This is a genomic window from Hymenobacter daeguensis (assembly GCF_054780555.1).
Genome location: NZ_BAAGWC010000003.1, coordinates 149,330 through 161,577, shown reverse-complemented (window position 1 = coordinate 161,577; position 12,248 = coordinate 149,330). Strand labels below are relative to the sequence as shown.

9 protein-coding genes are annotated in these 12,248 nt (G+C 62.7%); 4 read left to right on the top strand and 5 right to left on the bottom strand.

Annotated elements, in window-relative coordinates:
* Window positions 1-42: 42 nt before the first annotated feature.
* The 4 genes from ACYVHT_RS06840 to ACYVHT_RS06825 form a co-directional block, all read right to left on the bottom strand.
* Window positions 43-1,014: a hypothetical protein gene (locus ACYVHT_RS06840; RefSeq protein WP_460549327.1), complete on the bottom strand. Its 972-nt coding sequence runs from the start codon at window positions 1,012-1,014 to the stop codon at window positions 43-45.
* A 376-nt stretch (window positions 1,015-1,390) separates the two neighbouring features.
* Complete coding sequence (locus ACYVHT_RS06835; protein ID WP_460549325.1) at window positions 1,391-2,218, bottom strand: DUF6615 family protein; 828 nt, start codon at window positions 2,216-2,218, stop codon at window positions 1,391-1,393.
* Between the two features lie 24 nt (window positions 2,219-2,242).
* Window positions 2,243-4,489, bottom strand: coding sequence for a methylmalonyl-CoA mutase (scpA, locus tag ACYVHT_RS06830; RefSeq protein ID WP_460549323.1), 2,247 nt, complete (start codon window positions 4,487-4,489; stop codon window positions 2,243-2,245).
* Window positions 4,490-4,582: 93 nt separating this feature from the next.
* A complete protein-coding gene (locus ACYVHT_RS06825; RefSeq protein ID WP_460549321.1) occupies window positions 4,583-6,364 on the bottom strand; it encodes a methylmalonyl-CoA mutase family protein in 1,782 nt (593 codons plus the stop codon).
* 193 nt (window positions 6,365-6,557) lie between these two features.
* Between ACYVHT_RS06825 and ACYVHT_RS06820 the strand changes: the two genes are divergently transcribed.
* The 4 genes from ACYVHT_RS06820 to dnaA all read left to right on the top strand — a co-directional run bounded on the left by ACYVHT_RS06820 (window position 6,558) and on the right by dnaA (window position 11,609).
* A complete protein-coding gene (locus tag ACYVHT_RS06820) occupies window positions 6,558-7,871 on the top strand; it encodes a porin family protein (RefSeq protein ID WP_460549319.1) in 1,314 nt (437 codons plus the stop codon).
* A gap of 16 nt (window positions 7,872-7,887) precedes the next feature.
* A complete protein-coding gene (locus ACYVHT_RS06815; protein WP_460549317.1) occupies window positions 7,888-8,649 on the top strand; it encodes a bifunctional UDP-sugar hydrolase/5'-nucleotidase in 762 nt (253 codons plus the stop codon).
* Between the two features lie 109 nt (window positions 8,650-8,758).
* The gene (locus ACYVHT_RS06810; protein ID WP_460549315.1) at window positions 8,759-9,697 is read left to right on the top strand and encodes a bifunctional metallophosphatase/5'-nucleotidase; all 939 of its coding nucleotides are present in this window, start codon (window positions 8,759-8,761) and stop codon (window positions 9,695-9,697) included.
* A gap of 343 nt (window positions 9,698-10,040) precedes the next feature.
* Window positions 10,041-11,609, top strand: coding sequence for a chromosomal replication initiator protein DnaA (gene dnaA, locus ACYVHT_RS06805; RefSeq protein ID WP_460549313.1), 1,569 nt, complete (start codon window positions 10,041-10,043; stop codon window positions 11,607-11,609).
* 75 nt (window positions 11,610-11,684) lie between these two features.
* On the opposite strand, the gene ACYVHT_RS06800 is transcribed toward dnaA, so the two are convergent.
* A complete protein-coding gene (locus tag ACYVHT_RS06800) occupies window positions 11,685-12,179 on the bottom strand; it encodes a hypothetical protein (RefSeq protein WP_460549312.1) in 495 nt (164 codons plus the stop codon).
* Window positions 12,180-12,248: the final 69 nt, after the last annotated feature.

Here is a 12,248-nt window from a genome sequence, read left to right as displayed (position 1 = left end):
CGGAGTTTCCCCCAGGCCGCTTTCCCTGGCCGCCGGCTGGCCTCAGCCCCGCACCACGATTTCGACGCGCACCGGCGCGGGGCTGCTGTTTTGCACCAGCACGTACTGGCCGGCCGGGCCCAGGGCCTCGGCCGTGAGGTCTACCTCGCTGATGGCCGGCGTGAGGGTCACGTACGTCGTCAGCTTGTCGGCAGGGGCCCCGGCGCGGCCCACCACCGCCTCCTGCCCCGGCTGGGGCACGGCCAAGCGCAGGTGCAGCGGGGTGGTGGCCAGCAGGGGCGTGCGCAGCAGCACGCTGCCGGTTTCCTCCGGGGCCACGGTCAGCTCGTGGGTTTCGTGGGCCGGGGCGGCCGGCCCGGTCAGCCGAAACAGCCGGAGCGTGGCCGCGTCCTCGGCAAAGAGCACCTTGGCCGCCGCGCTCACCTCCTGGCCGTAGCCGTAGGCCAGGTTTTGGGTGGTCACGTAGTGGTCGCCTTCTTCGGTGTTGGTGCCTTTCTTAACTTCTTGGGTCGTATTCGTATCGGTGAGTTGTTCTACCAAGGCACCCAGCGCGGCCAGCATGGCGGGCGTATAGCCTTTGGTGGCCAGGGCGGTTTTGTCGCGGGTGGCGGAGGTGAAAGCCGTTTGCAGCAGCGCCCGCATCTTGTCGTGGTTGTCGCGGGCGGCATCGTAGGTGCTGCGGCCGTACGTGGCCAGCCGGCCGGCATTGTGCGGAAAGGCCCGGCCCACGAAATAAAACAGGCTTTGGATGGCGGCCTGGGCCTGAGCCATCGTGTTGCCCACTTCGGCGGTGTCCTCCTTCAGCTCGCCCACGCGCACGGCACCGGGGGGCGTGGTATCGGCGGTGTCGATGGCGGCCAGCCAATCGGTGCCAAACGCGGCATCAAACTCCGGGTTGAAGGTCTGGAACGCCGCTTGGTGGGTGAGGTAGTGTTGATACATCGTGCGCATGTCTTGGCGCATCGTTGCATCGGCTTCGCGGTAGTGCCGAAGCACGGTAGCAGCTCTTTTCATTTGGGTAAAAATGAAGAATGAATGGATGAGCGCCAAGGTATCGGATTAGTTCGATACTACCATGCTCGGGAACAGTTTCCTCGCCCTCGGGAACACCTTTCCCGACCTCGGGAACAGTGTTCCCGACCTCGGGGATACCGTTCGAAAGGTCGGGAAGGGTGTTCCCGAGCCCGGGAACACCGTTCGAAGGCTCGGGAAAGGTGTTCCCGAGGCCGGGAAGACTGTTCGAAGCCCCGCGCCAGGTGTTCGAAGGGGCGGGGACGGTGTTCGTAGCGGCGGGAAGGGTGTTCGAGCCGCCGGGTGCGGTGTTCGAAGGGTCGGGCAGGGGCTTCGGGCACGCAAAAGGCCCGCCGGGTGGGGCGGGCCTGGGGTTATTCTATTTAGATAAGTTTCTTAAATCGGTTATTAAGACTTTAGAACAGGCTGGAAAGGTAGCGTCTCGATTCAATGGGAAATCACCGGTTATTCCTGCTGATTTGCTAAGCACATCTGCTATATATGCAGGGAGTTGACTTCTAAAACCTGCGGTTGTACTCCCAGTAGCCTGTATATTATTGTTGACTTTGCTCGCTCCAAACTTTTTGAACAGAAAATTAGAAAAAGAGTCTGGAAGTGTAGTCGATACTCCTGAATTTAGATGGATAAGCTGGCAGCATAGCATACAGGAAAGAGGAATACACTTTTCAATGACTTTTGATGGCAGAATCTTCCTTCTTCTTGTTCTAACAAATTGACGATGTACTATATCTGCTGAGGTTATAAATACTCCTTCTGTTGTTTTTCGACTAGTGGGACAATTCGAATTTACTTCTAAAGAATAGAAAGCATAAAGAGCCGCAAAATCGTGCTTCTGTGCATAAGCTCTAAGCGTTTTGATTTGCAAATCAGGGGTTGGGCGCTTCTTTGTTGGTTTCGGACGGTGCGTTATACCATAATAATTATCCTTACTAGGGAATAATTTTTTTGCTTGTACAAGGGCTGAAAAAAAAACCGTGTGTGAAAGAATGAACCACCATTCCCAATCGGCCCCTGTAATATATGATTCTTCGTGTCGGTTAAATTGATGGTAAGATATAGCAGGCTCTTTAACTGATATATCATGCAAAAGCCAGTCGCTCATTGATTCTTCTTTAACCTCATATTGGTCATTGAACCATTGCCTGACGTATTTGGCGCTGTTATTAAGTTGATGACACAAGGGCATAATAGAGTTGTTTATGTTAGAATTCTATTGAAGCTTCGCCAGAATCTCCAGCGCCGCCGTGGCGATGACCGTACCCGGCCCGTACACGCCGGCCACGCCCGCATCATACAAAAACTGGTAGTCCTGGGCGGGGATGACGCCGCCGGCGATGACCAGAATATCCTCGCGGCCGAGCTGCCGGAGCTCCTGCAGCAGCTGGGGGAGCAGGGTTTTGTGGCCGGCGGCGAGACTGCTCACGCCCACGACGTGCACGTCGTTGTCGGCGGCCTGGCGGGCTACTTCGGCGGGGGTTTGGAAGAGGGGGGCGAGGTCGACGTCGAAGCCCACGTCGGCAAAGCTGGTGGCGATGATTTTGGCGCCGCGGTCGTGGCCGTCCTGGCCCATCTTGGCCACCAGCATGCGGGGGCGGCGGCCTTCGCGGGCGGCAAAGGCATCGGCGGCGGCGCGGGCCTGGGCGAAGGCTTCGTTGTGGCTCATTTCCTGCGAATAGACGCCGGCCACGGTGCGCGTGGTGGCCTGGTGCCGGCCAAACTGGGCTTCGAGGGCATCGGAGATTTCGCCGAGGGTGGCGCGGGCGCGGGCCGCCGTGATGGCGAGGGCCAGGAGGTTCACCTCACCCCCCCGGCCCCCCTCTCCTGCGGAGAGGGGGGAGCCTGACGACAAGTCAACGGAATCATTCGGCTCCCCCTCTCCGCGGGAGAGGGGGCCGGGGGGTGAGGTGTTCGTCAGGTCTTCAATCCGCACGCCGGCGGCTTCGGTGAGGGCGGCCAGGGCAACTTTCACGGCGACGGGGTCGCGGTCGGCGCGCACCTGCTTGAGGCGGGCAATCTGGCTTAGGCGCACGGCGTCGTTGTCGATGTCGAGCACTTCGACCTCGGTTTTCTCGGTGGTCTGGTACTTGTTCACGCCCACGATGATTTCCTTGCCGGAGTCGATGCGGGCCTGCTTGCGGGCGGCGGCTTCCTCGATGCGGAGCTTGGGCAGGCCGGTTTCGATGGCCCGGGCCATGCCGCCGAGGGCTTCGACCTCCTGAATGAGCGCCCAGGCCTTGTCGGCCAGCTCGTGGGTGAGGGTTTCGACGTAGTAGGAGCCGCCCCAGGGGTCGACTACTTTGGTGATGTCGGTTTCGTGCTGCAGGTAGAGCTGGGTGTTGCGGGCAATGCGGGCCGAGAAGTCGGTGGGCAGGGCAATGGCCTCGTCCAGCGCGTTGGTGTGCAGGCTCTGGGTGCCGCCCAGGGCCGCGGCCAGGGCCTCGATGGCCGTGCGGGCCACGTTGTTGTAGGGGTCCTGCTCGGTGAGGGAGTAGCCCGACGTCTGGCAGTGGGTGCGCAGGGCCAGGCTTTTGGGGTTGGTGGGGTTGAACTGGTTGATGAGCTTGGCCCAGAGCAGGCGGCCGGCCCGCAGCTTGGCAATCTCCATGAAGTGGTTCATGCCAATGGCCCAGAAGAAGCTCAGGCGCGGGGCAAACTCGTCAATCTTCATGCCGGCGGCCAGGCCGGCGCGCACGTACTCCAGGCCGTCGGCCAGGGTGTAGGCCAGCTCCAAATCGGCGGTGGCCCCGGCCTCCTGCATGTGGTAGCCCGAGATGGAAATGGAGTTGAACTTGGGCATGTGCGCCGCCGTGTAGCTGAAAATATCGGCGATGATGCGCATGCTCGGCGCGGGCGGGTAGATGTAGGTGTTGCGCACCATAAACTCCTTCAGAATGTCGTTCTGAATGGTGCCGGCCAGCTTGTCCGGCGTCACGCCCTGCTCCTCAGCCGCCACAATGTAGAAGGCCAGCACCGGCAGCACGGCCCCGTTCATGGTCATCGATACCGACATCTGGTCGAGCGGAATCTGGTCGAAGAGGATTTTCATGTCCTCCACCGAGTCGATGGCCACGCCGGCCTTGCCCACGTCGCCCTGCACGCGGGGGTGGTCGGAGTCGTAGCCCCGGTGGGTGGCCAGGTCGAAGGCCACGCTCAGCCCCTTCTGGCCGCCGGCCAGGTTGCGGCGGTAGAAGGCGTTCGACTCCTCGGCCGTGCTGAAGCCCGCGTACTGCCGGATGGTCCAGGGGTTCTGGGTGTACATCGAGGCATAAGGCCCGCGCAGGTAGGGCGCCTGCCCGGCGCCGAAGCTCAGGTGGTCGAGGTGGTCCACGTCGGCGGCCGTGTACACGGGCTTGATGGCAATGCCCTCGGGCGTGAGCGTGGCGGCCGTTTCGGCGGCGGCGGGCGCGGCCGGGGCCGCGGCGGCGTTGTAGGAAATCGAAGAGAAGTCGGGACGCATCTGAAAGTCAATGAGGAATGAAGAATGAGGAATGAGGAATTGTCGCCTGGGAATTCTTCATTCCTCATTCTTTATTCCTCATTAAGCGCAGCGTCACCGCCCTTGCAGGCGGGCCAGCACCTGCTCGGTGGTGTAGCCCTGCACCTTCATTTCCTTGAAGCCGAACACGCGCACGGCCTCGTGCAGCGTGGCCATGTCGGAGCTGAGCAGGGCCGGCGGGATGAAGTGCTGCTTCTCGGCCGGAATCTGGTAGATGAAGCGGGCGAATTTCTGGAACTGCTCGGGCGTGGCATACATCAGGGTGGCCTCCTCGGGCGAGGAGTAGAGCAGCGAGAGCGTGCCCGGCGGGTGGCTGGCCGCTATTTCGGGCCGCTCGTGGGGCTGCAGCAGCTGCAGGAAGTTTTCGAGAATAACCTGGTTGGTGTTGGAGCCCAGCAGCACCACGGCGGCGCGCTTGGTTTTCTTCTCGCGGCGCTCGAAGTGCATGGCCGTGGCCAGGCGCAGCACTTCGGTAGGGTAGGCGGCGCGCGTCACGTCGAACGCCGAAGAGCGCAGCAGCTTCTTGGGATGAAAGGGGAACTGCTCGGCGCGGTTCTGGAAGCGGTTGGTGCCCACCACCACCTGCTGGCCGGCGGCAATGCGCCGGAAGGTTTCGGTGGTCACGGCCTTGATATCTTCCAGGATTTTGCCGCGCACGGCGGGCAGCCCGCCCGCCGCCTCGGTTTCCTGAAACAGCGCCCAGGCCTCGCGGGCCAGCTGGTCGGTGAGGGTTTCGAGGTAGTAGGAGCCGGCGGCGGGGTCCTGCACCTGCCCCAGGCCGGCTTCTTCGCGCAGCAGCACGGAGAGGTTGCGCGCCAGCCGGCCCGAAAAGTCGTTGGCCTCGGCAAACAGCGCATCGAACGGGGCCACGCTCAGCGAATCGGCCCCGCCCAGCACGGCGCTCATGGCCTCGGTGGTGTGGCGCAGCAGGTTGGTGTGCGGGTCCAGCGTGGTCATCGTCCAGCTGGCCGTGGCCGCGTGGATGCGCAGCTTCCCGTTGAGCTCCGCCGGCAGGCCAAAGCCGTGCAGCAGCGTGGCCCACAGCCGGCGCAGGGCGCGCAGCTTGGCCATTTCGGGGAAGTAGCTGGGCGCGATGGCCACGTGCAGGTGCAGCGCGGCGGCTACCTCGGCGGCGGTGGTGTCGGCGTCGGGCAGCTCGGCCAGCAGGGCGGCGGCGGTGCTCAGGGTGTAGGCAATCTGCTGGGTGTTCGTCGCGCCCCGGTTGCCGAAAAAGGCCCCGTTCACGGCCAGCGCCCGAAAGTCGGGCATGGCCGTGGCCAGGCGCACGCAGCGGCGCAGGGCGGCGCGGTAGTCGGCCAGCTCGGCGCCTTCGGGCACGGGGCCGGGCGCAAAGCGCAGGAACCCGCGCAGGGCCGTGCCCGGCGCGGCATCCACCAGCTGGCCAAGCAGCACCTCCGGCTTGTCGGTGAGGGTGTAGCCGAGGAAGGTGCTCGCCAGCGGCAGGCGCGTGGCCAGGTACGGCACATCGAAGGCCGCGGCATCGGGCAGCACGAAGTGAATGCCATCGGCCCCGTTGGCGAGGGCAGCGGCGGCCTGGTCGATTTCGGCGCGGCCGTCGCCGGCGGGCACGTTCACCACGGGCATGTTCAGCCAGGGCGCGAGCGGGTGGGGCAGGGGAGCCGGGGCTCCGCCAAGGGCCGTCAGGGCTTCGCGGTGGTAGAAGGGTTCGAGCGTGAAGCCATCGGGCAGGGGCCAGCGCAGGGTGGCCGGGTCCTTGCCTTTGAGGTCGCGGGCGAGGCGGGCCTGCCACTCGGCCGTGGTCACGGGTGGGAATTCGGCGAAGGAAACGGGCGCAGCCGTAAGGGTGTCGGACATAGAGTAGTGGCCGTTCTGGGCGGCGGCGCGGGGGATTTAGCAGCAACTACGCGCCTTCGCCAAAACAGGCCGAAAGATACCGCCTGCTCCTCAAAGCCGCCGGCCCCGTGCGGGCATACCGGCCGACTTGCGCAGGCGCACTAGCTTTGTGGTTCCGATGCCGGTTTCCTTTTAAGCCCCGGCCTGTTTTAGGATGAATCAAAAGCTACGCTGCCTGTTATTGATAAGCCTTGGCTGGCTGGGCCGTGCTCTTACGGTGCAGGCCCAGGCTGATTTCCGGCCCGGCTACCTGGTGCCGCTCAGCGGCGATACCGTGCGCGGCCTGACAGACTACCGGGGCGGGGTGCGCAGTGCCGAGCTGTGCCGCTTTCGGCCCACCGCCGATGCTCCGGTGGTGGCCTACACGCCGGCCCAGCTGCGTGGCTACGGCTTCGCGAGTGGGCGCTACTACCGCACGCAGCTGCTCACCGCCATCGACAGCGTGCAGTACCAGGCCACGCCGCCGCCGCAGCCGGTGTTTATGGAAGTGCTGGCTTCGGGCCCGCTCAACCTGTACCAGCTGCGCAGCAAAACCGGGGTTGACCGTTTTTTTGTGGCCCCGGCCACGCAGGATGCCGCTCGTCCCGTTACCGAGCTTATTCCCAGCCGGCACCCCGGCTCCGACTACCTGACCCGCGCCTACCTGCGGGCCAATCTGTACCGGGGCGTGCTCACCGAACTGATGGTTGATTGTCCGGCCGTGCGGATAACGGTGGCCAGCGTGGCTTTTACCACCAGCGCCCTCACGGGCGTGGTGCAGCGCTACAATGCCTGCCGCGCGCCCGTGGCGGCCACGTCGGGAGCCGCCGCTACGGTGGGCGGCCGGTCGGCCGGCCGCGCCGGCGAGCGGGTGAAGCTGGGCGTAGTGGCAGGGGTTGAGCGCAGCCGTCTTTCGGTGAGTGGGCTGAGCCTCCTGGAAAACGGAAACTTTGCGAGCACCGTGCCGGTCGTTGGGCTGGGGCTCACCGTTCCATTTGCTTCCATTAGTGAAAAGCTGAGCTTGCGTTTTGAGGCGCTGGTAGAGCCTTTGCGCTACGCCGATACATTTCTGGCCGGTCCGGATTTTGGCAGTAGCTACGAGCAGATGCGGCTGAACCTTACCTACCTGCGAATGCCCTTGATGGTGCGCTACACCTATCCGACCGGCAAATTGCGGCCCTATGCGCAGCTTGGGGCAAGCTATGCCTACCGCCTCAAATTCGATATGTCGGTGCAGGAGGGGCGGGGCACTAGCTCCGGCACCGTTGCCTACGGCCCCTCCAGAACGCTGGAAAACCGGGATATTGGGGCCGTAAACTACGAAATCGGTTTGGCAGGCAGTGTGGGTGTGCAACTACCGTCGCTTGCAGGCCGCGCCCTCGCCTTCGAGCTGCGAGCCGAACGCAGCTCGGGCCTGATAGCCACAACGGGCATCGGGAGCACTCAGCAGCATTATTTTGCTTTGCTGAGCTATAATTTCACGAAATAACCAAAGGTCGATTTCTATGCCTATTCCCACTCAGCGGCTCGCAGTAGCCCTCGGCCTGTTTGCGCTGCTGCCGGCCTGCCAGCGCGCCGCCTACGTGCCCACGGCGCACTTTGTGCCCGTCACCAGCCAGCCGGTGGCCAAAACCCAGGCTGAAGACCCGGCCATTGCGGCCCTCATCGCGCCCTACCACGACAAGGTGACGGCCCAGATGACCGAAGTGCTGGGCACCGCTCCGGCCCCGCTCACCAAAGCGCCCGGCGAAAACCCGCTGTCCAACTTCGTGGCCGACCTGCAGCGCGAGCGTGCCAGCAAGGAGCTGAAAGCCCCCATGGACCTGGGCGTGATGACCAACGGCGGCCTGCGCGCCGGCTTCGCGGCCGGCCCCGTCACGCTGGGCTCGGTGTTTGAGCTCATGCCGTTTGAGAACGAGCTGGTGGTGCTCGACGCGCCCGGCCCGGTGGTGGAAGACTTGTTCGAATACGCCGCTCACATCAAAATGGCCGTGTCCGGCGCTACCTACACCGTCACCTTCGACGGCCAGCCCAAGGACATCCGCATCGGCGGCAAGCTATTCGACGTGAACGAAAACCGGACCTACACCATTGCCATTTCCGATTACCTCGCCACCGGCGGCGACAACCTGACCTTCTTCAAAGCCCTCACGCCCCGCCATACCAACGTGCTGCTCCGCACCGCCATCGCCGACCACATCCGCGACCTCACCAAAGCCGGCCAGCCCATCACGGCCCGGGTCGAGGGCCGGGTGAAAGCTAATTAAGAATTATGAATTAAAAATTATGAATTATCTGGTCGAGCGATTCCAGGCAGTTCATGCTTCAAAAAATCAATTCATAATTCATAATTTTTAATTCATAATTCTAAATATTATGCAGCGCCGCGAATTCCTCCGCAACTCTCTTCTGGGCACCGCCGGCCTCGCCGTGCTGGGCGGCCTGGCCAATACCGCCGAAGCCGCCAAGGCCCCGGTGAAGCTTACCATCCTGCACACCAACGACATGCACTCGCGCATCGAGCCCTTTCCCGACAACGGCGGGCAGTGGGCCGGGCTGGGCGGCATGGCGCGGCGCGCGGCCCTCATCAAGGACATCCGGGCCAAAGAAGCCAACGTGCTGCTGCTCGACTCGGGCGACATTTTTCAGGGCACGCCGTACTTCAACTTCTTCGGCGGTGAGCTCGAATACAAGCTCATGAGCCAGATGGGCTACGATGCCAGCACCCTCGGCAACCACGACTTCGACAACGGCCTCGAAGGCCTGCAGCGCCAGCTGCCGCACGCCACGTTCCCCTTCCTCATCGCCAACTACGACTTTTCGAAAACGCCGCTGGCCGGCCGCTTCGCGCCCTACAAAGTGTTCGAGAAGCAGGGCATCCGCATTGGCGTGTTCGGGCTGGGCATCGAGCTGGCCGGGCTGGTGGCCGATAAAAACTTCGGCCAGACCGTGTACCTCGACCCCGTGGCCAAGGCCAAAGAAATGGCTGCCCAGCTGCGCGGCCCCGAAAAGTGCGACCTCGTCATCTGCCTCTCGCACCTGGGGTATAAGTTCGACAGCTCCCCCAATAAGATTGAAGACCGCAAGCTGGCGGCCCAGGTAGCGGGCATCGACCTGATTCTGGGCGGCCACACCCACACATTCATGGATGCGCCGGAGCCCATTGCGGGGCCCGGCGGCCACACCACGCTCATCAACCAGGTGGGCTGGTCGGGCATCAACCTGGGCCGGCTCGATTTCGAGTTTGCGCACGGCACCCGGCGCGGTGGGCTGGCGCAGGCTTCGGTGCTGCCGGTGCGCGAAATAATTGGATAGACGGGAATCATTTTCGGTATCGGTTTACGTTAGAGGGCACTTCGGCAATTGGCCGCAGTGCCTTTTCTCTGCGTACCCTGCGGAGGGGCTGCCTGCCGGCAGGGGAGGGCTGCCAGCGGCATTCAACTATTCTTTCTTTCTGTTTGGCAGGCAAAAATTGGCATTGACCGATTGCAGTACAGTCCTGCTAGAACTAGCGAAAAAGCAAGGGCAAACGGGCTTTTTTTCTCGCTAAGTTTTCCACAATTTTGTCCCCCTCTAAAAAATAATGCGGCTCAGAAGCCGCAGTTTTCTTTCCTCTTTTTGTTACCGGTTCGTAGCCGGCTGTTGCTTAACTAGTCTCATGCTCAAGGATTTTCGTACGGTTTGGGCAGGCTGTTTGCGCAGCATCTCGGCGGAAATCGGGGAGCAGAGCTTTCGGACTTGGTTTCAGCCCATCGTGCCCGTCGAGCTGAAGGGCAACGTGCTCACCATTCAGGTGCCCAGCGCCTACTTCTACGACTGGCTGGAGGAGCATTACGTCGACGAGCTGCGCCGCGCCCTCTACCAGCAGCTCGGCCCCGAAGGCCGCCTCGAATACAGCGTGGTGGTGGACCAGGGCAACGAGCAGGCCCCGCCCCGTGCCCTGCACCTGCCGCCCACCCGCAAGCAGGCCGCTCCCGACCCGCGCGACGCGCCCCAGCCCATGCCCGCCGCCCCTTCGCCGGTAAGCAACCCGCTGGCCGGCAGCGCCCGCGCCGGCTCGGCACGCTACGTGAATTCCGGCGCGGTGCGGTCGGCCCAGCGCAGCAACTTCGGCACCAATACCCTGGCGGGCGTCGAAACCGTGGCCGCGCCCCGCAATCCCTTCGAGCAGGTGAAGCCGATGGACGGCAACCTGGTGCCTTCGCAGCTCAACGGCTCCTATACCTTCGACAACTACATTGAGGGCGACTGCAACCGCCTGGCCCGCTCGGCCGGCCTCGCGGTGGCCAACAAGCCCGGCACCACCAGCTTCAACCCCCTGATGGTGTACGGCGGCGTGGGCCTGGGCAAAACGCACCTCGTGCAGGCCATCGGCAACCACATCAAGGCCACTTCGCCGGAGCGGTTTGTGCTGTATGTGTCGGCCGAGAAGTTCACCAACCAGTTCATCGACAGCGTGCAGCGGGCGCAGGTGCAGGACTTTGCCAATTTCTACCTGCAGGTCGATGCCCTGATTCTGGACGACGTGCAGTTTCTGGCCAACAAGGGCAAGACGCAGGAGATGTTTTTCCACATCTTCAACCACCTGCACCAGTCGGGCAAGCAGATTGTGATGACGTCTGACCGGCCGCCCAAGGACCTGCAGGGCCTGGAAGACCGGCTGCTGAACCGCTTCAAGTGGGGCCTGACGGCCGACGTGCAAAGCCCCGACTTTGAGACGCGGGTGGCCATCATCCGCAACAAGATGGAGCAGGACGGCATCGACATTCCGCCGGACCACGTGGTGGACTACCTGGCCAACTCGGTGCACACCAACGTGCGCGAGCTGGAAGGCGTCATTGCCTCGCTGGTGGCCCAGAGCAGCCTGAGCCGCCGCGACATCGACCTGGAAATGGTGAAGCAGGCCCTGCGCCACATCATTGAGGAAGTGGAGGCCGAGGTGAACCTCGACTTCATTCAGAAGACCGTGGCCGCGTATTTCAACATTTCAGTTGATTTGCTGAAGGACAAAACCCGCAAGAAGGAAGTGGTGACGGCCCGGCAGGTGGCCATGTACTTCGCCAAGCACCACACCTCGCACACCCTGAAAACCATTGGCTTCCACTTCGGCGGCCGCGACCACACCACCGTGATGCACTCGGTGCAAACCGTGTCGGACCTGGTGGACTCGGACAAGAAATTCCGCGACCAGGTGGATGAGCTGCGGAAGAAGTTCGCCAAGAAATAGCGTACCGAAAGCCGTAAACGAACAATGCCCCGGAGCGAAGCTTCGGGGCATTGTTCGTTTTAATCGGGTCCGTCATTAAGCCGTTGCCGTTGGGCTGGTTTCCTGCAGAGGCAGGCGGTGCTTGGCCGCAAACTCGCGGATTTCCTCGCGGAAGCTCATTTTGCGGCGCTTGCCTTTGATTTCGCGCAGGTTGAGGGCGTAGATTTCGCCGTCTTTCTGGCGCACGCGCAGGGCCAGGGGCTTGAGTTCGAGCGTGGAAATGTTTTCGGCGGCAAACACCTGCTTGGGCCGGAACAGGCCGTTTTTGTGCACGATGTAGCCGGGCGTGAATTCCAGGTAGCTCTGGGTGCCAAAAATGGGCGCGTTGTTGACCAGCACATAGCCCAGAAACAACAACCCCAGCACCAGCACTACCCAGTGCACAAAGTAGAGCGGCCCCCGCAGCTGGTCGCGCTCCATGGCAAACAAGGCGTAGAGCACCCAGCCGCAGCTGACGGTGAGCTGACCCCAGAAATTGACGCGGGAGTTGTTGGCGGGACGGAGGCGGATGCGGGTGGTACCAGTGGGCATAGCGACAAATTTAGGACGAAGATTTTTCTGATAGGGCAAAAAGAACGTCATGCTCAGCGCCGCCGAAGC